This is a genomic window from Agrobacterium sp. 22-3639C2 (assembly GCF_053522105.1).
This window is the reverse complement of record NZ_JBNWDB010000003.1, coordinates 1-22,704: the sequence shown is the minus strand read 5'-3', so window position 1 is coordinate 22,704 and position 22,704 is coordinate 1. Positions and strand designations below refer to the sequence as shown.

At 60.1% G+C, this 22,704-nt stretch carries 18 protein-coding genes; 9 read left to right on the top strand and 9 right to left on the bottom strand.

The annotated features are described in order from the left end of the window. The first annotated feature begins 123 nt into the window (after positions 1–123). The 4 genes from ACQZ6D_RS13005 to ACQZ6D_RS12990 all read left to right on the top strand — a co-directional run bounded on the left by ACQZ6D_RS13005 (position 124) and on the right by ACQZ6D_RS12990 (position 4,743). Positions 124–1,677: a Do family serine endopeptidase gene (locus ACQZ6D_RS13005; protein ID WP_003512147.1), complete on the top strand. Its 1,554-nt coding sequence runs from the start codon at positions 124–126 to the stop codon at positions 1,675–1,677. A gap of 271 nt (positions 1,678–1,948) precedes the next feature. Next, positions 1,949–2,707 (top strand): response regulator transcription factor, encoded by a 759-nt coding sequence (locus ACQZ6D_RS13000; protein ID WP_013635754.1) that lies wholly within the window; start codon positions 1,949–1,951, stop codon positions 2,705–2,707. 9 nt (positions 2,708–2,716) lie between these two features. Then, a complete protein-coding gene (locus ACQZ6D_RS12995; protein ID WP_003512151.1) occupies positions 2,717–4,126 on the top strand; it encodes a sensor histidine kinase in 1,410 nt (469 codons plus the stop codon). Positions 4,127–4,317: 191 nt separating this feature from the next. Continuing rightward, positions 4,318–4,743 carry a thiol-disulfide oxidoreductase DCC family protein gene (locus ACQZ6D_RS12990; RefSeq protein WP_065704910.1) on the top strand — a complete coding sequence of 142 codons (426 nt, stop codon included), beginning with the start codon at positions 4,318–4,320 and terminating at the stop codon, positions 4,741–4,743. 113 nt (positions 4,744–4,856) lie between these two features. On the opposite strand, the gene ACQZ6D_RS12985 is transcribed toward ACQZ6D_RS12990, so the two are convergent. Then, entirely contained in the window at positions 4,857–5,720 is an 864-nt protein-coding gene (locus ACQZ6D_RS12985) for a MipA/OmpV family protein (protein WP_065688146.1), read from the bottom strand. 323 nt (positions 5,721–6,043) lie between these two features. On the opposite strand from ACQZ6D_RS12985, the gene ACQZ6D_RS12980 reads away from it, so the two are divergent. Then, positions 6,044–9,013, top strand: coding sequence for a bifunctional [glutamine synthetase] adenylyltransferase/[glutamine synthetase]-adenylyl-L-tyrosine phosphorylase (locus ACQZ6D_RS12980; RefSeq protein WP_448729765.1), 2,970 nt, complete (start codon positions 6,044–6,046; stop codon positions 9,011–9,013). Between the two features lie 62 nt (positions 9,014–9,075). Here the strand turns inward: ACQZ6D_RS12980 and ACQZ6D_RS12975 are convergent, their stop codons facing one another. The 3 genes from ACQZ6D_RS12975 to pepN all read right to left on the bottom strand — a co-directional run bounded on the left by ACQZ6D_RS12975 (position 9,076) and on the right by pepN (position 14,763). Continuing rightward, positions 9,076–11,412 carry a PAS domain-containing sensor histidine kinase gene (locus ACQZ6D_RS12975; RefSeq protein WP_019564062.1) on the bottom strand — a complete coding sequence of 779 codons (2,337 nt, stop codon included), beginning with the start codon at positions 11,410–11,412 and terminating at the stop codon, positions 9,076–9,078. A gap of 238 nt (positions 11,413–11,650) precedes the next feature. Beyond that, positions 11,651–11,971, bottom strand: coding sequence for a carboxymuconolactone decarboxylase family protein (locus tag ACQZ6D_RS12970; protein WP_111798950.1), 321 nt, complete (start codon positions 11,969–11,971; stop codon positions 11,651–11,653). Between the two features lie 143 nt (positions 11,972–12,114). Continuing rightward, positions 12,115–14,763: an aminopeptidase N gene (gene pepN / locus ACQZ6D_RS12965; RefSeq protein ID WP_448729764.1), complete on the bottom strand. Its 2,649-nt coding sequence runs from the start codon at positions 14,761–14,763 to the stop codon at positions 12,115–12,117. Between the two features lie 493 nt (positions 14,764–15,256). Here pepN and ACQZ6D_RS12960 point away from each other — a divergent pair, with 493 nt between their 5' ends. Beyond that, entirely contained in the window at positions 15,257–16,195 is a 939-nt protein-coding gene (locus tag ACQZ6D_RS12960; RefSeq protein WP_003512165.1) for a DMT family transporter, read from the top strand. A gap of 161 nt (positions 16,196–16,356) precedes the next feature. On the opposite strand, the gene ACQZ6D_RS12955 is transcribed toward ACQZ6D_RS12960, so the two are convergent. From ACQZ6D_RS12955 to ACQZ6D_RS12945, 3 genes are all read right to left on the bottom strand, one after another. Beyond that, positions 16,357–16,548 (bottom strand): hypothetical protein, encoded by a 192-nt coding sequence (locus ACQZ6D_RS12955; protein WP_003497027.1) that lies wholly within the window; start codon positions 16,546–16,548, stop codon positions 16,357–16,359. A gap of 153 nt (positions 16,549–16,701) precedes the next feature. Continuing rightward, positions 16,702–17,601 (bottom strand): uracil-DNA glycosylase, encoded by a 900-nt coding sequence (locus tag ACQZ6D_RS12950; protein ID WP_003512166.1) that lies wholly within the window; start codon positions 17,599–17,601, stop codon positions 16,702–16,704. Positions 17,602–17,644: 43 nt separating this feature from the next. Then, positions 17,645–18,943 (bottom strand): Hsp70 family protein, encoded by a 1,299-nt coding sequence (locus ACQZ6D_RS12945; protein ID WP_065661577.1) that lies wholly within the window; start codon positions 18,941–18,943, stop codon positions 17,645–17,647. 299 nt (positions 18,944–19,242) lie between these two features. Between ACQZ6D_RS12945 and ACQZ6D_RS12940 the strand changes: the two genes are divergently transcribed. Next, positions 19,243–20,220: a sensor domain-containing diguanylate cyclase gene (locus tag ACQZ6D_RS12940; protein WP_038490403.1), complete on the top strand. Its 978-nt coding sequence runs from the start codon at positions 19,243–19,245 to the stop codon at positions 20,218–20,220. Positions 20,221–20,242: 22 nt separating this feature from the next. On the opposite strand, the gene ACQZ6D_RS12935 is transcribed toward ACQZ6D_RS12940, so the two are convergent. Then, positions 20,243–21,031, bottom strand: coding sequence for an SDR family oxidoreductase (locus ACQZ6D_RS12935; protein ID WP_013635763.1), 789 nt, complete (start codon positions 21,029–21,031; stop codon positions 20,243–20,245). A gap of 143 nt (positions 21,032–21,174) precedes the next feature. Here ACQZ6D_RS12935 and ACQZ6D_RS12930 point away from each other — a divergent pair, with 143 nt between their 5' ends. Continuing rightward, entirely contained in the window at positions 21,175–22,095 is a 921-nt protein-coding gene (locus tag ACQZ6D_RS12930) for a cation diffusion facilitator family transporter (protein ID WP_003512170.1), read from the top strand. A 55-nt stretch (positions 22,096–22,150) separates the two neighbouring features. Here the strand turns inward: ACQZ6D_RS12930 and ACQZ6D_RS12925 are convergent, their stop codons facing one another. Further along, positions 22,151–22,474 carry a winged helix-turn-helix transcriptional regulator gene (locus tag ACQZ6D_RS12925; RefSeq protein WP_003517287.1) on the bottom strand — a complete coding sequence of 108 codons (324 nt, stop codon included), beginning with the start codon at positions 22,472–22,474 and terminating at the stop codon, positions 22,151–22,153. A 142-nt stretch (positions 22,475–22,616) separates the two neighbouring features. On the opposite strand from ACQZ6D_RS12925, the gene ACQZ6D_RS12920 reads away from it, so the two are divergent. Further along, a partial coding sequence (locus tag ACQZ6D_RS12920) for a thioredoxin domain-containing protein (protein WP_458575402.1) occupies positions 22,617–22,704 on the top strand: 88 nt, incomplete at its 3' end.

Here is a 22,704-nt window from a genome sequence, read left to right as displayed (position 1 = left end):
ACATTACGGTTTTTTCATTCGTCAGACACTTCGCTGTAAGGTGTCGCCTACTATATCTTCATCATCCACCGCTTCTCCCCCGGTCAAACGGGTTCCAGTCTGAATGAAGAAAGAAGGTACACCATGTCTCACTCGCAAAACGGACGCTCCTCGCTGAAGACGGTTCTGAAGGCAACGACCGTTGGCGGTCTTGCCGCGCTGATGCTTTCCACAGGCATCGCCGCACCGATCGTTCATTCCTTTGCCGCTCCGGTGGAGGTGACTGCGCCGCAGGTTCCGAGCTTCGCCAATGTGGTCGAGGCTGTTTCGCCCGCCGTCGTCTCCGTTCGCGTCCAGTCGAACGTGCAGCCCGCTTCCGATGATTCCAGCAACTTTTCCTTCAATTTCGGCGGCCGTGGTCTCGACCAGCTGCCGGACGACCATCCCCTGAAGCGCTTCTTCAAGGAATTCGGCGGCCCCAACCAGGACCGTCCCGACCGTGGTCCGAACCGTCACCGTGACGGCAAGGGTCCGCTGCGCCCCGTCGCTCAAGGATCCGGCTTCTTCATCTCCGAAGACGGTTATGTCGTCACCAACAACCACGTTGTCGATGACGGCTCCGCCTACACGGTGGTGATGAATGACGGTACCGAACTCGAAGCCAAGCTCGTTGGCCGTGATCCGCGTACCGATCTGGCGCTGCTGAAGGTCGATGTGAACCGCAAGTTCACCTATGTGCAGTTTGCCGACGATAGCAAGATTCGCGTCGGTGACTGGGTCGTAGCCGTCGGTAACCCCTTCGGCCTCGGCGGCACGGTAACCTCGGGCATCGTTTCCGCCCGTGGCCGCGATATCGGCTCCGGCCCCTATGACGATTACCTGCAGATCGACGCCGCCGTGAACCGCGGCAACTCCGGTGGTCCCGCCTTCAATCTCAACGGTGAAGTCGTTGGTATCAACACCGCGATCTTCTCGCCATCTGGCGGCAATGTCGGTATTGCTTTCGCCATCCCGTCGTCCGTTGCCAAGGACGTGATCGCCGACCTGCAAAAGGACGGCAAGGTCGAACGCGGCTGGCTCGGCGTGCAGATCCAGCCCGTCAGCAAGGACATTGCCGAGTCGCTTGGTCTTGCCGAAGCGAAGGGCGCGCTCGTCGTCTCGCCGCAGTCCGGTTCGCCGGGCGACAAGGCTGGCATCAAGCAGGGTGACATCATCACCGCCGTCAATGGCGACCCGGTCAAGGATGCCCGCGATCTGTCGCGCCGCATCGGCAGCATGACGCCAAACAGCAAGGTTGAAATCTCGCTCTGGCGCGGCGGCAAGTCGCAGTCGGTCACCGTGACGCTTGGCGATCTCGCAAGCGACGATGCCTCCAAGGCAACGCCGGGCCAGGAAAACGACAGTGGCAGCAAGCCTTCCAGCGCAAAGGTGCTGTCGAGCCTCGGCCTGACGGTTGCGCCCGCTGACGACGGCAACGGCCTTGCCATCACTGATGTCGATCCGGACAGCGACGCCGCTGCCCGTGGCCTGAAGACGGGTGAGAAGATCACCTCCGTCAACAACCAGCAGGTGGCTTCTGCCGCCGATATCGAGAAGGTTCTCGAGCAGGCGAAGAAGGACGGACGCTCCAAGGCGCTGTTCCAGATCCAGACGGACAGCGGCAGCCGCTTCATCGCACTGGATATCGACCAGGGTTGATAATCTGAGATGCGGCGCCGGTTCTTCTTCGAGCCGGCGTCGCTCGGGACTGTCTCTCACCTTGAGGGCGGGACAGAGTATGTGGAACGCGCGTGCCGCTTGTTTCTTCTCCGCTAGGGAGGAGAAGGTCGCGGCAGCGGGATCAAGGGCAAGGCCAGCGATAGACCGCGCCCTTGCCCCCTTATCCGACCCTTCGGGCCACCTTCCCCCCGGCGGGGGAGAAGACAAGGACCCACAAAGCCGGTCCAGTCAGCACCGAGGAGGAAATCTCATGGAAAACAAGGTTCAGGAAATGTCTGTCGCATCTGTTTCCGGTTGTGCGGAAAAGGGCGAGGGCGCTATTGTCCCGCACATGAAGATTCTTGTTATTGAAGACGATCTCGAGGCTGCGGCCTATATGACCAAGGCGTTCCGGGAAGTCGGTATCGTTGCCGATCACGCGAGCGATGGTGAAAGCGGCCTGTTCATGGGCTGCGAGAATTCCTATGACGTGATGGTGATCGACCGCATGCTGCCGCGCCGCGACGGACTTTCCGTCATCAGCGAGCTGCGCCGGCGCGGCATCGAGACGCCGGTTCTCATTCTTTCGGCTCTTGGGCAGGTGGACGACCGCGTGACCGGCCTGCGTGCTGGCGGCGATGATTATCTGCCCAAACCCTATGCCTTTTCCGAACTTCTCGCACGCATCGAAGTGCTGGGCCGCCGCAAGGGCAAACCCGAACAGGACATGGTCTACCGTGTTGGCGATCTCGAACTTGACCGGCTGTCCCACGATGTCCGTCGCGGTGGCAAGGAAATCCTGTTGCAGCCGCGTGAGTTCCGCCTGCTGGAATATCTCATGAAGAATGCCGGCCAGGTGGTGACCCGCACCATGCTTCTGGAAAACGTCTGGGATTATCATTTTGACCCGCAGACCAATGTCATCGACGTGCATGTGTCCCGCCTTCGTTCGAAGATCGAAAAGGACTTCGAAAAGCCGCTGCTGAAGACCATTCGCGGCGCGGGTTACATGATGAAGGACGAGGGCTGATTGGCGAAAATGGTCCGCCTCAGAATATTGTTCCGGTCAACAGCGGTGCGCCTTTCTGCGCTTTATATCCTGCTGTTTGCGCTCTGCGCAGCCTTCCTGGTCTTTTATGTCACCGCCCTTTCCGAACGGCTGCTGAACCAGCAGACGCGTGACGCGGTGCTGCAGGAAGTGTCGGATGTGCAGCGCATCTACAATCGCGGCGGCATCAACCCGCTGTTGCGGATGATGGAGCGCCGTGCCCGCCAGCCGGGGGCGAGCCTTTACATCATCGCCGGCCCCAATGGCGAAATCCTTGCAGGCAACGTCGCTTCCGTGCAGCCCGGCGTGTTTGACAAGGAGGGCTGGACGGGTTTCCCCTTCCGTTACGAACGTTATTCCGAAAGCGGCGACAGCGTGCAGCATATGGCGACCGCCAATGTCTTCATGCTGGACAACGGCCTGCGCATCCTGATCGGCCGCGATCTCGGCGAGCCCACCAAATTCCGGGCGCTGGTGCGCAATGCGCTGATGGTGGCGCTTGCCATCATGAGCGCCGGTGCGCTGCTCATCTGGTTCGGCATCGGCCGCAATGCCTTGAAACGCATCGACCGCATGTCGGCAGCGACCAAGAAGATCATGGCCGGCGATCTTTCGCAGCGCCTGCCGCAGGGCCGCTCCGGCGACGAGTTCGATCGGCTGTCCGGCTCGCTCAACGCCATGCTCGGCCGTATCGAAAAGCTGAACGAGGGCTTGCGGCAGGTGTCCGACAACATCGCCCACGACCTCAAGACACCGCTGACGCGGCTGCGCAACAAGGCAGCCGCCGCCTTGGATGATAACGACGAGACGAAACGGCGCGCGGCACTCGAAGGCATCATCGCCGAATCCGACCAGTTGATCCGCACCTTCAATGCATTGTTGATGATTTCCCGCGTCGAGGCCGGCTCCATCGCCGCCGAAATGACCGATGTGGACATGTCGGCAATCGCCGCCGACAGCGCCGAACTTTACGAACCGGTAGCCGAGGACGCGGGACTTACGCTTGAGGCCGAGATCGAACCCGGTCTTTCGGTGCAGGGCAACCGTGAGCTGATCGGCCAGGCGCTTTCAAACCTCATCGACAACGCCATGAAATATGCCTGCGAATGCGAGGGCGACAAAAAACTCATCGTGCGTCTGGTGAGCGAACCGGACGCCATCGTGCTGTCCGTCTCCGATAACGGCCCCGGCATCCCCGCCGACAAGCGCGGCGAGGTGCTGAAACGTTTCGTGCGGCTGGACGAAAGCCGCTCCAAACCCGGCACGGGGCTCGGCCTGTCGCTGGTGGAGGCCGTGATGGAATTGCACGGCGGATCGCTTGCGCTGTCGGACACCGACACTACGAATTCCGTCTGCCCGGGCCTGACCGTTTCGATGATCTTTCCCGTTTCGACCCAGTAAGCCGCGCTATCCAACGCCGCTGCCACCAGCACCGGCTGGTCACCGCGATTTGTGCGGAAATTCGTTCACCTCCGAGAAATAATCGTCTCTCGAGATTGAATTGAAAGATGATCGGAAGAATATCTTATAAGGTTCTACAGCTGGACTTTATGAGGGGATCGCATCGCGATCGGCAAAAGGACTTATGATCGATGGCAAACATGGCCCCCTTGGTTGGCGACCACCATGGACCGATCATTCTGTTCGATGCCGAATGTGTGCTGTGTTCCGTGAATGCGCAATTCGTACTGCGGCATGACAAGGCCGGATATTTCCGGCTGGCCTCCATGCAGGGAGCCGTCGGCACGGAAATCTACCGTCGGCACGGAATGGACCCCAAAAATCCGGTCAGCCTGCTCGTCGTCGATGGCGACAGGGTGCGACAGGATAGCGACGGCGTTCTTGCTATCTACGAGGCGCTTGGAATGCCCTGGCGGCTGCTTGGCATGTTGCGCGTAATTCCCGCATTTCTGCGCGATCCCGTCTATCGTTTTGTCGCCCGCAATCGCTACCGTTGGTTCGGAAAACGTGCGCAATGCTGGGTGGCGCCGCCGGAATACAGGGACAGGATTCTCTGAACTTAGCGACGATCCTCCGCCCAGGGCAGGCGACAATTTCAGGCGGCGGGACAGACACGTGACGGCGTTGCGGAGATGGTTACGCATCCCCGCAACGCCACGTCGCCATCGGCTCAGAACGTATAAGCCACGCCAATCATCGCGAAGGGCTGGATGTCCTTCTTGGAGAGCGGGCTGTCCTTCGCATCGCCCAGCAGGAAGCCAACACCGCCGGCGCCGGTGATCGACCAGTTCTCGGTCATAAGGTAAGTGAGGGAGGCGCTGGCGTCGATGCGCTTGAAGCCTGCCTTGGCGTCATAGCGGCGCAGGCCGGAACGGGCGGATTGGGCCGAGGTGACGCCGAAATAGGATTTCATGTGCTTGTCGTCCGCCCAGGTGGCGGAGAGGTCCGCGCCAAGGATGAACTGGTCGACTTTGTGCGAAACGCTGGCGCCGACGGTTGCGGTCAACCCTTCGCTGCCGCTGATGGTCTTGTCCACCTTCGCATAGACCTCGAAGGGATCGATGCCATAAGCGATAACACCGCCGACCACGCCGCCCGCCTTGATGTCACCCATTCCGCGAAGATTTTTCTTGTCGTCCTTTTCCTTGCGCCCGGCTTCCCAGCCGCCCTTGACGCCCAGTCTGAAGCCGTTGCTGTTCAGCAGGTTGACGGTGACGCCGCTGAAATCGATGCTCAGCGTATCTCCATACTCAACGGAAACCAGGGGAACCGCGCCTGCTTCCAGCTTGTCCGAGCCCTCATATTTGGGAGCGTAGGCAGCACCCACGCCAAGTGTGATTTTCCACTCACTGGAACTGCTGTAGCGGGCATTGTCGAAATTGCCCTGCGGTTCGGCGAACCTGTCCGATTTGCCGAGATCAGCAGCGAGGACGGGCGTGCAGACGGCCTGCGCCAGGGGCAGCGCGGTCAGGCACAACGCCATTGCACGCAGGTTCTTTTGCCATTTCACTGTAAAAATCTGTTTCATGATCATATCCGTTGCAGCATCAAGCGTTGCAAAACCTGGGAGTCGGGTTTCGTTGAGCAGGACGCTACGTGGGCATAATTGCGGAGACATTACGCGAGATTGCCGGCCACGACTGAAATGGCGCTTCCGCAGGCCAGACCGCGGAAAAGATCGGCAAAAACGGTTTTCCTGATCGCAAAGCGCCACGCATTTGTTACAACGCGGAGTGTATGCGCCCGGAAGCTTCGACAATGCGTGGCGGCAGGACGATTTTGCGGGGAGCGATCCTCCCTGAGAATCAGGCACGGTCGAAGCGCAAGGATGGGTCGCTCGGGAGAGGGAGAGAGACAGTGACGAAACGGGAAACCGCTGAAAGGCGGCTGAGCGAGGTTCTGCCGGGAGTTATCCGCCCCTATACGCAGACGGAACTGAAATCCGTTCTCTCCACGCTGAAGGATATCGCCAAGGGCGAGCCAGCTGTGGCCGCGCTTCTTGCCGCCGAAAGCGCGCTGAAGGACTTCATCGCTGCGGCTTTCACGCTGTCGCCCTATCTGCGCGACATGGCCGCGGCGGATGAGGGGCTGCTGACGCTCGCGATTTCGAAGCCGCTGGAGCCACTACTGGCCGATCTCGTCCGTGAAGCGCGCGATTGCTGGAAGCCGGGGCAAGAGGGCGGCGTGCCCGTCGAAAACGAGGTGATGTCGCGCTTGAGGATCGCCAAGCGTCGGCTCTCCTTTGTCGCTGCGCTTGCCGATCTGGCGCGCATCTTCACTGCCCGCGATACCACGCGCTGGCTGAGCGACATGGCGGATGCTTCGCTGTCGGCCGCCATCGACCACCTGCTGCTTGTCGGCCATGAGACCGGCAAGCTCAAACTTAAGAACGTTGCCGCGCCAAGCGAAGGTTCCGGCCTGATCGTGCTTGGCATGGGCAAGCTCGGCGCTCGCGAACTGAACTATTCCTCGGACATCGACGCAGTGGTGTTCTTCGAACCCTCTGCTGGCATTATCGATGATCCCTATGCTGCGACAGAGAATTTCGGCCGCATGATGCGCCGCCTCGTGCGTATCATGCAGGAACGCACGGCAGACGGTTACGTCTTCCGCACCGATTTGAGGCTCCGGCCAGACCCCGGCTCGACGCCGCTCGCCATTCCCGTGGAAGCGGCGCTGCTTTATTACGAGGGCAGGGGCCAGAACTGGGAACGCGCCGCCTATATCAAGGCGCGGCCGGTGGCCGGCGATCTGAAGGCCGGTGACAATTTCCTGCGCGAACTGACGCCTTTCATCTTCCGCAAATATCTCGATTACGCGGCGATTGCCGATATTCACTCCATCAAGCGGCAGATCCATGCGCATAAGGGCCATGGCGCGATTGCGGTTAAGGGCCATAACGTCAAGCTCGGACGCGGCGGCATCCGCGAGATCGAGTTCTTCGCGCAGACGCAGCAGCTGATTGCCGGCGGCCGTATGCCGGCGCTCAGGGTCCGCGCGACGCAGGAGGCGCTTGCGGCGCTCACCGAAGCGAAATGGATCGATGCCGAAACGCGCGACAGCCTGACGGACGCCTACTGGTTCCTGCGCGAAGTGGAACACCGCATTCAGATGGTGCGCGATGAGCAGACCCACGTGCTGCCCGACACCGAAACTGAACTGAAGCGCATTGCCTTCATGCTCGGTTTTGAAGATACCAAGGCGTTTTCCGAGAAGCTGGAAAAGGTGCTGCGGCTGGTGGAGCGCCGTTATTCGGCGCTGTTCGAACAGGAGACGAAACTCTCCGGTGAGGCAGGCAATCTGGTCTTCACTGGGCAGAAGGACGATCCAGATACGCTGAAAACCCTCTCAGCACTTGGTTTTCAGCGGCCGGAGGATATTTCCCGCGTCATCCGCACCTGGCACAATGGCCGGTACCGGGCGACGCAATCGGTCGAGGCACGCGAGCGGCTGACGGAGCTGACGCCGGATCTGCTGCGCGCCTTTGGCGAAAGCAAGCGGGCGGATGAGGCGCTGCTGCGCTTTGATAATTTCCTCTCCGGGCTACCGGCGGGCATCCAGCTCTTCTCGCTGCTCGGCAACAATCAGGCGCTGCTGTCGCTGCTGGTGACGATCATGTCGTCGGCCCCGCGCCTTGCCGAAATCATCGCCGCCCGCCCGCATGTTTTTGACGGCATGCTGGACCCGGCGCTGATGAGCGACGTGCCGACGCGCGAATATCTTGCCCAGCGCATGGGCAATTTCCTCTCCAATGCCCGCCACTACGAGGATATTCTCGACCGGCTCCGTATTTTCGCCGCCGAGCAGCGCTTTCTCATCGGCGTGCGGCTGTTGACAGGCGCGATCCGTGGCGAGATCGCCGCCCGCGCCTTTACCCATCTTGCCGATCTGGTAATTGAAGCGGCCCTGAATGCCGTTCTCTCGGAGATGGAGACGGCGCATGGGCCATATCCGGGCGGGCGCGTGGCCGTGATGGGCATGGGCAAGCTCGGCTCCTTCGAGCTGACCGCGGGTTCGGATGTCGACCTCATTCTCCTCTACGATTACGACGATGCCGCCCATGAATCGATCGGCGCAAAACCGCTCGATGTGGTGCGTTATTTCACTCGCGTCACCCAAAGGCTGATTGCCGCACTATCGGCGCCCACGGCCGAAGGTGTGCTTTACGAGGTGGACATGCGTCTTCGCCCCTCCGGCAACAAGGGGCCGGTGGCGACGCGCATTTCCGCCTTTGAGAAATACCAGCGCGAGGAAGCCTGGACCTGGGAACATATGGCGCTTTCCCGCGCTCGCCTGATCTGTGGCGAAGCCTCGCTGATGGAAGATGCGCGCGGCATCATCGCCTCGGTACTGTCCCAGAAGCGCGATGTGGCGAAAGTCTCAGCCGATGTGCTGGAAATGCGAAGCCTCATCGAACAGGAAAAGCCGCCGGAAAATATCTGGGACTTCAAGCTCATCAATGGTGGGCTGATCGACCTCGAATTCATCGCCCAATATCTGGCGCTGGTCGGTCCCGCCAGGGGTCTCCAGCCGCACGAACCGGGTCGCAACACGGCAGAGGCATTGCAGGTGCTGGCCGCCCCGGTGATGGAGCAGCAATCCTTCGACGACTGCATGGCGGCGACGGCGCTTTACACCGAGATATCGCAGATCGTGCGGCTGTGCATCGACGGTGCTTTCAATCCGAAGGAAGCGCCTGCCGGTCTTATCGATCTGGTTTGCCGGGCCGGGGATTGCCCGGATATTTCCACGCTGGAGGGCGAGGTGAAGCGGCTGGCGAAGGTTGTCAGGAAGGCGTTTGTGGCAACGGTGAAGAATGGCGGGTGATGGTGGGTATCGCGCGTTCTGCCGTCACTTACTGCAACGCAGCGGGCACAGCCCGATATTCCTCAATGCACCGTGCCACAGCACCCTGCCGCATGCGGGATGATAATCGTCACCACCGTGCCTCTGCCTTCGCAGGAGCGGATTTTCATCGTGCCGCCATGCAGCCTGACGAGCGAGCGCGAGATGGCGAGCCCGAGGCCTGAGCCGCCCTGGCTTTTGGCGTATTGGCTCTGCACCTGCTCGAAGGGCTGGCCAATCTTGTCGAGCGCCTCGGCGGGAATGCCGATGCCGGTATCGGCGATGGTGAGGATCATGGCGGCCTGATGCACATGGGTGCGCAGCGCTACGCGGCCGCCATTGCCGGTGAACTTCACGGCATTGGACAGAAGGTTGAGCATGATCTGCTTCATGGCGCGGCGGTCGCCCTGCATCGTCAGCCCGGCGCAGACCTTCTGCTGCACGGTGATGTTCTTCTGTTCCGCCTGGATGGCGGTCAGCCGCAGGGTTTCCTCGATCAGCGGCGCGAGATCGATTGTCTCGCGGTTGATCCGCATATGGCCGGCTTCGATCTTGGACATATCGAGAATGTCGTTGATGACATTTAGGAGGTGCTTGCCGCTGTCGTGGATATCCCGGGCATATTCGGAATATTTCGGCGAGCCAACCGGGCCGAACATCTCGTTTTGCAGGATGTCGGAAAAGCCGAGAATGGCGTTGAGCGGCGTGCGCAGCTCATGGCTCATATTGGCGAGGAATTCGGACTTTGCGAGGTTTGCCGCCTGGGCGCGCTCTTTTTCGGCGAGATAATTGGCGTTGGCGTCTGAAAGCTCCGTCTTCTGCCGCTCCAGCTTATGCTGCGAGGCGGAAAGGTCGCCGATGGTGGCCATCAGCCGGCGCTCGGAGTCACGCAGGCGCTCCTGATGGCGCTTCAGAAGCGTAATGTCGGTGCCGACGGAGACGAGGCCGCCGTCACGGGTGCGGCGCTCATTGATCTGTAGCCAGCGATCATCGGCAAGCTGCACTTCCGTCATGCGCGAAAGGCCAGACTGATCGGGGTCCGCAACGCGCCGCTCCACGACCGGGCGTGCCGCAGCCGCCTGCACGGCGCTCTTTTCGGTGCCCGCTACCAGAACGCTGTCCGGCAGGCCGTAAGCCTTCTGGTAATGGGTGTTGCACATGACGAGACGGTCGTTCTTGTCCCACAGCACGAAGGCTTCCGAGGTGGATTCGATGGCGTCTGCAAGGCGCTGGTCTGCCTCGGCATAACGTTGAGCAAGGCGGTGCTGCTCGGTCACGTCCATGGCGATGCCGATGACGCGCGGGCCATTATTGGTGCGGATGACCTGGGCGCGGGCGCGCAGCCAGACATAGTGGCCTTTCGCGTGGCGCATGCGGAAGATCTGGTCGATCTGGCGCAGATCACCGCAGCCGACAGCACGGGCAAGCTCGTAGAGGTTCCCATCTTCGGAATGCATCATGCGCGCCGCATCGGAAAAGGACAGCGGTGCGGCCTTCGGCGGTCTGCCGAGGATTTCGTAGAGCGAGCCGGACCAGAACATGCGCCGCGTGGAAAGATCGAAGTCCCACAGGCCGCAGCGGCCACGTGACAGCGCCGTCTCCACCCGCAGGTTCGATTCAGCGAAGATGTCGTCAGCGTCGCGGGCGCGTTTGACCTGCATGTAATAGGCGTAGAGCACGACGAGAAGGATCGAGGAGATTCCGGCAAACAGCGTCACGTTCATGGCGATTTCGCTGCGCCAGAAAGAACGGATCGGCTCAAGCGAGCGCGCCGCGATGACCATGCCGCCATCGTCGCCGAAGGGGATCATCGTCGCATAATGCGGCTGGTTGTCGATATTCGTTTCGATGGTGCCGGGCGCGCCGGGAAAACGCTGAACAATGGCGATTTCGGGAAGCAAAGCCGGCAGGGAGGTGCCGATATAAAGCGTGGCGCCCTTGCCGGCGCCGGCGAAAATCCGGCCGTTGCTGCCCGACAGAAGCACCATCGTGCCATCAGCAAGGCTGCCCGAAGGCAGCGCTGCGGCAAGGCTCGCCTCTGCGCGGGTGCGCTCTTGCGAGGCAAAGACAATACCGTTGTTGATAAGGGCTGCTTTGGCCGTCAGCGCTGTCAGTGCGGTAGAGTGGCGGGCTGCCTCTTCCATGCGGCTATATTCGGCAACGATGCCCAGCATGCGTGACGCCGCGATGACGACGAGAAATGCAAGAATGAGAATGGGAATGAGGCGCTTCAGCAGGGTCTCGACCTGCGGCATCGGGCGGTCGGAGCCGTTCATCAAACCCATCAGGTCGCTGGAAAGCCTTTCGCCCCAGGCCGCAAGATCAGAAAATTTGGCATACGGCCGCTCATCGCCCGCAGTCGCCCGCCGCACGTTCGTCATTGTCCCGCCTTCAAGATATCCCCACTGATTCGAAGCGCCGCCGCTCGAATAGACATAGTGAATCAAATGCGATTCGCCGTGTCCAGAGGCAAAAGTTAAAAGAATTTTAACCCCTTGAACCGACTCCGTATTTTTTCGGGACAGCGCGTTACGGTCTGCACAGCGGCGGCGGGCATTGGAAAAAACGACACCCGGATGGCCGGTCTGGAACGTTCCTGTGTGTTACGGCCGGTGGTTCTCAAGCCCTGTCGAAAGCTTCGAGAGCAGGTCCAAGTGCGCCGAGAACGCCGTTTCCGGCGGCGGGAAGCCCGGTCAGCACCGCGCTGATGATATCGTCACGGCTTGCGCCATGCGCTTTGGCTTCCAGCACATGAAATTCCACACCGCCTTCAAGCCGCAGTGCGGCGAGAATGCCGATATAGACCAGGCATTGCGTCTTGGCATCCAGCGTGGACGCCGCACCCAGCCCCTGCACGGCCTGAAGCCAGACAGCCTGATGGGCCGGGGCCTCGGTGATGAAACGCTGGAACGAATTGCTGGTGTTGGAAATATCCGTCATCTGAAGTCCCTTTCCGCTTGCGGCCGCGTTCCGGCCTGTCGCTGACGATTGTGTCGCGCAATGCGTTGCGCCGCCTTGACGGAAATCAAGACGGCGCACAGGCATTGTCTGGAATAGGGGAGTTGGCGAATGTTCGCCGGGTATTATCCTTTCAGAATACGCCCGACGATATCGCTGACATCCGTCGAAAGACCTTTTGCTTCGGCGATCGTCGAAAGTGCTGCCTTGGCGTGTTCGGCGCGGCTTGCTTCCAGCGACCGCCAGGAGCGCATGGAGGTGAGAATGCGCGCGGCAAGCTGCGGGTTACGCTTGTCGATTGCTATGATCTGCTCGGCGAGGAACCGGTAGGCGGCACCATCGGCGCGGTGGAAACCGGTCGGGTTGGAGAAGGCGAGCGTGCCCACCAGCGACCGTACCCGGTTGGGATTGGAAGCTATGAAGTGTTTCGACGTCATCAGCGCCTTGATACGTTCCAGCGCGCCGTCGCCGGGAATGGCGGCCTGCAGCGAGAACCATTTGTCGAGAACCAGCGCATTGTCGGCAAAGCGGGCTTCGAAGGCGGCAAGCGCCTCCTTTGTCTCTGTGCTGTCGGGGAAACGTTGGGTCAGTACACCAAGCGCATGCGCAAGATCGGTCATGTTGGTGGCGCTGGAATAGGCCTTTGCCGCCCTGTCAGGCGTTCCCTCAGCAAAAGCAAGGAAGCTCAACGCGCCGTTGCGAAGCGAACGCCGTCCGGCGCTGTCAGCATCGGGGCTGTAGGCTTCACCATTTCCGTCACTGTCGGCGAGCCGGCGGAGCGTTTCGATACCGGCCGTGGCAATGGCCTTGATCGTCGCGTTGCGGGCCTTGTGGATGGCGTCCGGGTCGGTATTGCCGCCCAGTTCACGAGCGATGTCCGTTTCGCTCGGCAGCGCCAGCGCCTGTGCCCGGAAAGCGGGTTCAAGCGAAGCGTCGCCGACGATTTCGATCAGCGTTGCGATAAGGTCGGCGTCCGAGCGTACTTCTTGGCCGTTCTGCACGGCCCTGGTGGCGGCAATCAGCGCCGGCAAAGCGAGATCGGTAAGCGCCTGGAAACGGGCAAACATATCCGTCTCGTGCCGGGCGACCTGCACCAGATCGGCAGCACTCTGTTCGAAATGCAGGTTGATCGGCGCCGAGAAGCTGCGGTTGAGCGACAGCACTGGGCGCGATGAAATGCCGGAGAAGGAGAATGTCTGGTTGCGTTCGGTCAGATGCAGCACGCCGTCACGGTATTCGCCGCCCGTAACAGCCTGCGGCTCGGCGATCTGGCCATTGTCGAGAATCAGCGCCAGCGACAGCGGAATATGACGCGGTTGCTTCACCGGTTGGCCGGGCGTTGGTGCGACGGTCTGTTCCAGCGTCAGCCTGAAGGTCGCCTTGGCGGCATCGTAGGCGGAAGAAACGGAGACGAGCGGCGTGCCGGCCTCGGTGTACCACAGCGAAAACTGCGACAGGTCGCGGCCGCTGGCATCGGCAAAACTCTTGACGAAATCCTCAACAGTCGCCGCTTCGCCGTCATGACGTTCGAAATAAAGGTCCATGCCTTTCTTGAAGTCGTCTTCGCCAAGGATCGTGGCGATCATGCGGGTGACTTCGGCGCCCTTTTCATAAACGGTCGTCGTGTAGAAGTTGTTGATTTCGCGATAGGTATCGGGGCGTGGCGGGTGGGCCAGCGGACCGGAATCCTCTGGAAACTGCTCCGATTTCAGGTGACGCACATCGGCGATGCGCTTGACCGGGCGCGAGCGCATGTCGGCGGAAAATTCCTGGTCACGATAGACCGTCAGGCCTTCTTTCAGGCACAGCTGAAACCAGTCGCGGCAGGTGATGCGGTTGCCGGTCCAGTTGTGGAAATATTCATGCGCGATGATGCGCTCGATATTGGCGTAGTCCGCATCGGACGCAGTTTCCGGGTCGGCCAGCACGAATTTGTCGTTGAAGACGTTGAGACCCTTGTTCTCCATCGCGCCCATGTTGAAATCGGACACGGCGACGATCATGAAGATATCGAGGTCGTATTCACGGCCGAAGCGTTCCTCATCCCACTTCATCGAGCGCTTCAGCGCATCCATGGCATAGGCCGCGCGCGGCTCCTTGCCATGCTCGACATAGATCTTCAGCGCCACTTCGCGGCCGGAAAGGGTGGTGAACGTGTCTTCCACCACGCCGAGATCGCCGGCGACAAGCGCAAAGAGATAGCTGGGTTTCGGGTGCGGATCGAACCAGGCTGCAAAGTGGCGGCCTTCATCGTAATTGCCGCCGCCGAGGAAGTTGCCGTTCGACAACAGCAGCGGATTGCCCTCCTTCGCGGCGATGATCGTCACCGTATAGGGTGCCAGAACATCGGGCCGGTCCGGGAAATAGGTGATGCGGCGGAAACCTTCCGCCTCGCACTGGGTGCAATAAACGCCGTTGGTGCGGTAAAGCCCCATCAGCTGCGTATTGACCTGCGGATTGATGTAATTGGTGACACAGATCTCGAAGGGCGTCGCCGCAGGCAGATCGCGGATCGTCAGGCTATCGGGCGTCGCGTCATATTGGCTTGCGGGAATGTCCACCTGGTCGAGCAGCAGGCCCGAAAGCGTCAACTCGTCGCCATCGAGAACGAGCGGCGCTGACACATCGACGCCCTCTCGGCGATGAAAGATCAGACGGGCTTCGACCTTGGTATTCTTGGGGTCGAGTTCGAAGGTGAGATCCACCCGCTCCAGAACGAAATCGGTGGGGCGGTAATCTGCCAGGTGAACGATCTGGCCCGTGTCTGTTCGCATGTCTGTTCCTGAATAACTTTGTCGTTGTCCTCCGGGCATCATGTCGTCATAAGGCCCGGATGTAAAATAGGTAGAGTATTCGTCACAATCATGTGCGCATCGGGAGGACGTTCTGTCCTGCCATGGAAGGCTTTGCCGGCCCTGCAGACGATTCTGTCGCTGCCGGACCTGCGGACCATGCCAGCAAATGTTGAACGATTGCTGAAATTGTATTTTATTTTCTTCAAATTTTAGCGCGTGTCGCTTTTGGTCTGATTCTCACGTCGCCATCAGGGCTGAAGGCCTGAACAATGGGGGTGAGGAGGCCCCAAGCCGGGGAAAGCAATCCTGCGCCTCACCAGATCAACGGAATTCATGGGTAAATAACATTTTTTGTTGTAAAGCGCTTCGGGAATGCTCTAGCCTTGTGCAAATCCAATTCCTCCGCGTCGTCCTCCCCCGCATGAACAATCTCCCGATGGCGTGTTTGCGCAGCCGATATGAGTAACTGCCGATGAACGCCGAACCGACAAATCCCTTTCGGGGGATAAGCCTGAAGCTGATTTCGGTTGGCTTTTTTCTGGTGATGCAGACTTGTATCAAGGCCTCCGGTCCCGATGTGCCTGCCGGTCAGATCACTTTCTTCCGCTCCGCTTTCGCCATCATCCCCATCGTCGTTTATCTTGCCTGGCTGCATGCGCTGACGAGCGCGCTGCACACCAACAATCTCATCGGCCATTTCAAGCGCGGGTTTCTCGGCATTCTCTCCATGGCCTGCGGGTTTTACGGGCTGACGCTGCTGCCGTTGCCGGAATTCATCGCCATTGGTTATGCCTCACCGCTGCTGGCCGTCGTGTTCGCCGCCTTCATCCTGCGCGAGAAGGTGCGCATCTACCGCTGGAGCGCGGTTTTCGTTGGCATGATGGGCGTGCTGGTTATCCTGTGGCCGAAGATGACTCTGTTGCGTGAAGGCGGTTTTGCTGCGGGCGAGGGGCTGGGCGCGATTGCCGTGCTCTGCGGGGCAGCACTTGGCGGTCTCGCAATGATCCAGGTGCGGCAACTGGTGGAAACGGAAAAGACGCCGACCATCGTTCTCTATTTCTCGCTCACGGCCACCTTGCTTTCGCTCGTCAGCGTACCCTTCGGCTGGAGCGCTCTGGATACCAAGCAGGCCGTGCTGTTGATCACCAGCGGCATTTGTGGCGGCGTCGCACAGATCTTCCTGACGGAGAGCTATCGCCACGCGGAGGTCTCCACTATCGCGCCCTTCGAATACAGCTCCATCGTTTTCGGGATAGCGGTCTCCTATATCCTGTTCGGAGACATTCCAACGCTCACCATGCTGATCGGCACGGCAATCGTGATTTTCGCCGGCATCTTCATCATTTTCCGCGAGCACCAGCTGGGCCTGGCGAGACGCGCGGCACGCAAGGCCTCCACGCCGCAGGGGTGACGCACCAAATTTGGCGGAGGTCGCAAACATGCGGCATCGTCGGCGCCAGAGCCGTTGTCGTTTCGGCGCCTAGTCCCGCAAATGCAAAAGGCGCCTTCCCGAAGAAAGACGCCAGCGCGCAATCAAAGATATGGACCGGTTTTACACCGGCCTGAGTGCTCTCAGCGCTCGCGGAAATCCGCAAAGACAGCTGCAGGACGTGTGACGCGAACCTGCTGCATGGCAGCACGTGCGGTCATCTGTTCGTTAGCGGCAGCGCCGAAACGATGGTAACCCTGACTGGAGCGAGGGCCGAGGCCCGCCAGTCGGAGCGTTTCAAAGCCGGAATGTACCGGACGGAAGCGAGTGGTCATTGCCTTGGTTCCTTAAACCGAATTCCTCCCAAGACACAGGCTGGCTTATCGCAGTGCAGCATGGATTCGGCAAGCCGGGTCAGCGCGCCGCTGTTATGCGTAATACGCATGGCTTTTTTCATACTTCGTTTACTCTGAGTAAGAATCAGGCAATCAGCCTTCGGAGATTTTTGCCTGAAACGCCAATAAATCCTGCCATGCCAATGACTTACTGGCAGGTGCGTTTAGAAGTTCCTGCGGATGCAGGCTCGCCAGCGCCGGTAAAACCAGGTGCCCAGCTGCGACATCACGCCACTGTCCGCGCAGCGTATGGATCGTTCCGGTGCCGCCGAAAAAGAAACGTGCGGTCAAGTTGCCAAGAAGCAACAGGTGTTTCGGCTCCGCAAGTGCGATCTGGCGCTCGATGAAGGGGCGGCAAATATCCATTTCGGCCTGAGTCGGCGGGCGGTTGCCCGGTGGACGCCAGGGCACGACATTGCCGAGCATGATGCGTGCGCGGTCAAGGCCGATAGCGGCCAGCATACGGTCGAGCAGCAGCCCGGTCTTGCCGGCAAAAAGCTGGCCCTCGCGGTCGTCATCCGCATCCGGCATCGGGCCGATGACCATGACAGCGCAAGCAGGGTCGCCTTCGGTGAATACCGTGTTGCGGGCGCTGTTCTTGAGGTTGCAGCCGCTGAAACCCTCAAGCGCGATTTTCAGTTCGGAAAGCGACCTTGCGCTTTCAGCCGCAAAACGGGCAGCCGCCACGGCCTGTTCGTCCGGCATGGCAACATTCTGCTGAAGTGCCGGAGCAGGCGGCGCGCCTCTCGTCGGCGCGCTGCGACCTGCCGTCTGCCGCTGCGGAGCATCGGCACGACGCTCCGTGCCGCTGTCCATCTGGTGTGCGGGCGCAGAACTTTCCTGACGCGCTGCCGGTCGGGCAGGGCGGGAGGCGGCAAATTCGGCGAAACGGTCAACAGGTCCGTCTTCCAGCAACCAGTCCACGCCCGCATCCGCATGGAAATGCAGAAGCGCGGCGAGTTCGGCCGGGGAGAGGTCGTGAGCGGCGATCATGGGGTGAAATTATCCCATGTTCCCCGCCCGGGGAACCCGTAAATCACGCTGTCCAGCGCTGAATGTCACCGCTTTCGCCGATCATGGCCAAACCATGGGCAATCGAGAGCAACTCGCCGCCGGTTTCGATCCGGTCCGCGTCGAAACGACGGGTGAAAAGCTCGCGCACCGCCGGCACGAAGGAGGTGCCGCCGGTGAGGAACACCTTGTCGATTGCCTCAGGCGCGACTTGCGTCTTCTCCAGAACCTCGTCCAGCGCCCCCTCGATCTTGGCGAGGTCGTCGGCGATCCAGTTGTTGAAGTCGCTGCGCTTGACCATTTTGCGGCCGGCCTTGCCGAGCGGCGCGAAGTTGAATTCCGCTTCTTCGGCCGAGGACAGCGCCATCTTGGTGGCGGAAATCGACTGATAAAGCGGATAACCCTCGTCATGCTCCACGAGATCGATGAAGAGTTCGAGCTTGTCCGGCTCCAGCGCCGAGCGCACCAGCGATTTCAGATCGGTGAATTCCTTCGAGGTCTTGAAGATAGACAGCTGGTTCCAGCGACCGAAATTCACGTAGTAGCCGGAAGGCACGTCCAGCACCTTGTCGAAGCTCTTGAACTTGCTGCCCTTGCCGATTTCCGGCGAGACCAGATTGTCGATCATGCGGAAGTCGAAATGGTCACCGGCGACACCGACGCCTGAATGGCCGATGGGGGTGGCGGAGAGCTTGCCAGCATGGCTCTCGAAGCGGATCAGCGAATAGTCGGTGGTGCCGCCGCCGAAATCCGCCACCAGCACATTGGCGTCCTTCTTCAGGCTCTGGGCGAAATAATAGGCGGCCGCCACCGGCTCGTAGACATAGTGGATTTCCGGAAAACCGGCACGCGTCAGCGCTTCGTTGTAGCGGGAGAGCGCCAGCGTCTCATCCGGATTGCTGCCGGCGAAACGCACGGGGCGACCGGCGATGACGGTCGAGACGTCGCTTGGCCACTCTGCGCCCGCATAGGTTTTCAGCTTGCGCAGGAACACGTCCATCAAATCCTCGAAGCTCTGGCGCTTGGCGAAGATCAACGTACCCTGGAAGAGCGGCGAGGCCGCAAATGTCTTGATCGACTGAAGGAAGCGGCAATCGCCCGCATTGTCGATGAATTGCCTGATGGCTGCGTGGCCCGCTTCCACGTGCAGGGCAGCCGCACCAAGGCCCGAATCCTTCATGAAGGAGAGCGCGGTGCGCATGCTGTCATCCGTGCCAGCGCTGCTGGTAAACTGCATGGAGCGGCTTTCGCCGCCGCCGTCGGAAAGAGCCATGACCGTGTTGGTCGTGCCGAAATCGAGGCCCAGTGCCCGCTTTTGCGTCATCGCCATATCCTTGTCGCCGATAGAAATGCTCGCCCGGCCCAAAGGCGGCCCGGCGTGAGAATAAGGGACGCATTTGGCATCCCGATGTCAGAGGAGGGCGGTTGATTGCACAGGCCCGGCAGAATGGCAAGCGCCAGTTCTCGGTTTATTAAAACATTAGAATAAAGTAATTTTCCGTTATAAATACAGTTTTGCGATGCAAATTAAATATTTTTTCGCAATCGCAAAGTATAGATAAAGGCTATATCCTCAGGGAGCTTTCTTAATTGTAGCTGTCGCGTTGTAACCCGGAAGTCCAGATGTCCCGCAAGCAGGCATGTTCCGCCCTCCAAGATGTGCCGCCCGGGCCGGAGGTCCTCATTCGCGGCGACGTGGAAATTTTCCATTCCCAGCTTATGAACCTCATGGCGTCATCGCAGCAGGGTTATGCCCTTTTCGATGGCAGCGATGAGTTGCGCTTTGCCAATGCGGCCTTCCGCGAGGCGCTGGGCATGGCTCCGGACGGTTTTCCGAACTGGATGGAGCTGATGCGCGGCGGGTATCGCAGCTCGACAGGAACGGCGGTCGAAACCACCGATTTCGAACTGTGGTTGCGCTCGGCGCGGACTAGGCGCGGCAAGTTGCCTTACCGCACCATCGAAACCAGCCTGAACGATGGACGCTGGATGCTGACGACGGAAACGACGCTGCCGGGCGGCTGGATGTTGTGTGTCGTGACCGATGTTTCCGAGCTTGGCATCCAGTTGCGCGATCTGCGGCAGGAGCGCGACAGGGCGCTGAAATCGGCGCTGAGCGACGAACTCACAGGCCTCGGCAACCGCCGCTATGCCATGGATATCCTCAACCAGATGCTTGGCCCCAACAAGGCGCAGGCGCTTGCGGTGATCATCATGGATATCGACCATTTCAAGGCGGTGAACGACCGTTTCGGGCATGCCTGCGGCGATCTCGTCCTTAAGGATTTCGCCACCCGGCTTTCCGCCGCGATCGGCCGGGACGATCTGGTGGGGCGGATCGGCGGTGAGGAGTTTTTGCTCGTTCTCAGCGGTTCGCGAATGCTGAGCGCGGAAAGCACCATGCAGAAGCTGCTGGCGACGTTGACCGAGGCATCGCCGCTGAGCGATGTGCCGGATTTCCGTTACAGCTGTTCGGCTGGCATTGCCTTTGCCGATCCCGGCGAGAGCGCGAGCGATGTGCTGCGCCGCGCCGACACGGCACTCTACGAAGCCAAGAATACCGGCAGAAACCGCTTCGTAGTCTACGGAGCGGCCTCTTGACCGCTCCGGCGTCGCACCGGCGTCAGTTCGATTTCGCCGCGCCGCCATCCACCCGCAGCATTGTGCCGGTGATGTAGCTTGCCGGAACCGAGCAGAGGAAAGCCCCGGCGGCGGCGAATTCTTCCACCGTGCCAAGCCTGCCTGCCGGAATGCTCTTGACCGAAGCCTCGCGGATTTCCTCCATGCTTTTACCCAGGCGCTTGGCATTGGCGCCATCCAGCTCGTCGATGCGGTCGGTATGGATGCGGCCGGGCAGAAGAAGGTTGGAGGTGATGCCGAAACCGGCCACTTCGCTCGACAATGTCTTGCTCCAGCCCACCAGCGCCCCACGCAGCGTGTTGGAGAGCGCCAGATTGGGGATGGGTTCGAACACGCCGGAGGAGGCAACGGTCAGGATGCGGCCAAAGCCCTGTTCCTTCATCTGCGGCAGCAGCGCATTGGTGAGCGTGATGACGCGCAGCACCATCGACTGGAAGAAGCTCTCCAGCTTCTCGGTCGTGATCTCCTGCGCAAGACCCGGCGTCGGGCCACCGGTGTTGTTGACGAGAATGTCAATGCCGCCGAGCTTGTCGTTCACGGCCTGAACCATGGCCTCGACGAAATTGTCATCGCCAAGATCGCCCCGCACCCAGTCGGCCTTGCCCTTGCCGAGTGCATTGATCGTCTTGCAGTTCGCGTCCAGCTTTTCGCTGCTTCTGCCAACGAGAAGAACATTCACGCCTTCATTCGCCAGCGCCGTGGCGATGCCCAGCCCAAGGCCGCGAGAGGAGGCGAGAACGAGGGCGCGTTTGCCGGAAATGCCGAGATCCATGGGTTTTGTCCTGTCTTGTTTGCAGCAGATCAAAGAATCGAAGCGTGACTACAGGCGAAAACCGTCCACAGTTTTCGCTATCCCGCTCCATCTGTGCTGTTTATAGGAAGGCGGCGCCCGCTTTTGAAGGTTAAATACGCGTCATGACCGAACAATCTCTGCTGAAATTCTCAATTGCCATCACGGTTCTTCTGGCCGCGTTCGGCATTGGTGCAGGCCTGTTTTCCGGCTCTTTCGCGGTGGTGTTCGATGGCGTTTATGCCCTGACGGATGCCTTCATGACGGTGCTGGCGCTACTGGTGGCGCGGCTGATCGCGGCTTCCGCCGCCCCGCGGCCCGGTGGCCGGCTGGCAGAGCGTTTCACCATGGGCTTCTGGCATCTGGAGCCGATGGTCCTCGGCCTCAACGGCACGCTTTTGATGGGCGCTGCGATTTATGCCCTGATCAACGCCATCGACAGCCTGATGGACGGCGGCAGATCGATCGAGTTCGATTACGCCATCATCGTCACCTTCGTCAGCTTTGCCGTTTCGCTCATCATGGCATGGTTCGTCAAACGCCAGAACCGCAGACTGAAATCGGCCTTCGTGGCGCTGGACGCCAAAAGCTGGCTGATGAGCGCGCTCCTGAGCGCGGCCCTGTTCCTCGCCTTCGCCATCGGCTACGGGCTGACGGGAACGGCGCATCAATGGATCGCGCCCTATATCGACCCCGCCGTTCTGGCGCTGGTCTGCCTCATCATCATTCCCATGCCGCTCGGCAATGTGAAGCAGGCGCTCGCCGACATCCTTCTGGTGACGCCGTTTGAATTCAAGCAGCATGTGGACAGGGTAGCGGCCGAGACCGTCGAAAAATTCGGCTTCGCCTCGCACTATTCCTATGTCGCCCGCGTGGGGCGAGGCCGCCAGATCGAACTCTTCTTCATCGTCCCGAAAAACTGGCCACCCCGGCGTCTCGAAGAATGGGACGCGATCCGCGACGAGATCGGCGATGCACTCGGCGGCGAGGGGACGGATCGATGGCTGACGATTGTGTTTACGACGGATGAGGAATGGGCGGTTTGATGGTGGGGAGAGTGATTGTAGCTAAGTCGGCTTGTGGCCCGAAGCGGACATCAGGTCAGCTTGCATTCCTATCTTTCAGCCAAAGCCCGAATTCCTGAACGACTGCGACAACTTTACCCAGACGGCGTCCTTCTTCGGTGAGCGCATACTCCACCTTTACGGGAACTGTTGGGTAAACGGTTCTGGCAATCAAGCTGGCGTCCTCCAATGCACGGAGGTCTAGGCTCAGCATCCTTTGAGAAATTCCCGGTATGAGCCTCCTGAGTTCGTTGAACCGTTTTGGACCATCGATGAGATAGGATGCGATTAGCAAACGCCATCTTCCGCCCAGCAGATGCATTGCGAGCTCAACGGAACAACCGGTGACGGTGTCCTTCAAATTAGCACCTCCTGAAAACCGGTATAATTTATGTACCTAGATGACATTATTTTGCGTTCTTACATTTCTCTACCGCGTCAACTAAGTGGATTTTGGTCCTCGTGCAACATGTCGCGAGGTACTGAAATCCTGGAGACGATTAATGAAACTCTACTACATGCCCGCCGCTTGCTCGCTCTCACCACACATCGTTGCCAACGAACTGGAGTTGGATATCGAATTTGTCAGGG

What these genes read in the sequence shown, in the direction of transcription:
- ACQZ6D_RS13005 (WP_003512147.1), top strand. Translation starts at nt 124, where the DNA reads ATGTCTCACTCGCAAAACGGACGCTCCTCGCTGAAGACGGTTCTGAAG.
- ACQZ6D_RS13000 (WP_013635754.1), top strand. Translation starts at nt 1,949, where the DNA reads ATGGAAAACAAGGTTCAGGAAATGTCTGTCGCATCTGTTTCCGGTTGT.
- ACQZ6D_RS12995 (WP_003512151.1), top strand. Translation starts at nt 2,717, where the DNA reads ATGGTCCGCCTCAGAATATTGTTCCGGTCAACAGCGGTGCGCCTTTCT.
- ACQZ6D_RS12990 (WP_065704910.1), top strand. Translation starts at nt 4,318, where the DNA reads ATGGCAAACATGGCCCCCTTGGTTGGCGACCACCATGGACCGATCATT.
- ACQZ6D_RS12985 (WP_065688146.1), bottom strand. Translation starts at nt 5,720, where the DNA reads ATGATCATGAAACAGATTTTTACAGTGAAATGGCAAAAGAACCTGCGT.
- ACQZ6D_RS12975 (WP_019564062.1), bottom strand. Translation starts at nt 11,412, where the DNA reads ATGACGAACGTGCGGCGGGCGACTGCGGGCGATGAGCGGCCGTATGCC.
- ACQZ6D_RS12970 (WP_111798950.1), bottom strand. Translation starts at nt 11,971, where the DNA reads ATGACGGATATTTCCAACACCAGCAATTCGTTCCAGCGTTTCATCACC.
- pepN (WP_448729764.1), bottom strand. Translation starts at nt 14,763, where the DNA reads ATGCGAACAGACACGGGCCAGATCGTTCACCTGGCAGATTACCGCCCC.
- ACQZ6D_RS12960 (WP_003512165.1), top strand. Translation starts at nt 15,257, where the DNA reads ATGAACGCCGAACCGACAAATCCCTTTCGGGGGATAAGCCTGAAGCTG.
- ACQZ6D_RS12955 (WP_003497027.1), bottom strand. Translation starts at nt 16,548, where the DNA reads ATGACCACTCGCTTCCGTCCGGTACATTCCGGCTTTGAAACGCTCCGA.
- ACQZ6D_RS12950 (WP_003512166.1), bottom strand. Translation starts at nt 17,601, where the DNA reads ATGATCGCCGCTCACGACCTCTCCCCGGCCGAACTCGCCGCGCTTCTG.
- ACQZ6D_RS12945 (WP_065661577.1), bottom strand. Translation starts at nt 18,943, where the DNA reads ATGACGCAAAAGCGGGCACTGGGCCTCGATTTCGGCACGACCAACACG.
- ACQZ6D_RS12940 (WP_038490403.1), top strand. Translation starts at nt 19,243, where the DNA reads ATGTCCCGCAAGCAGGCATGTTCCGCCCTCCAAGATGTGCCGCCCGGG.
- ACQZ6D_RS12935 (WP_013635763.1), bottom strand. Translation starts at nt 21,031, where the DNA reads ATGGATCTCGGCATTTCCGGCAAACGCGCCCTCGTTCTCGCCTCCTCT.
- ACQZ6D_RS12930 (WP_003512170.1), top strand. Translation starts at nt 21,175, where the DNA reads ATGACCGAACAATCTCTGCTGAAATTCTCAATTGCCATCACGGTTCTT.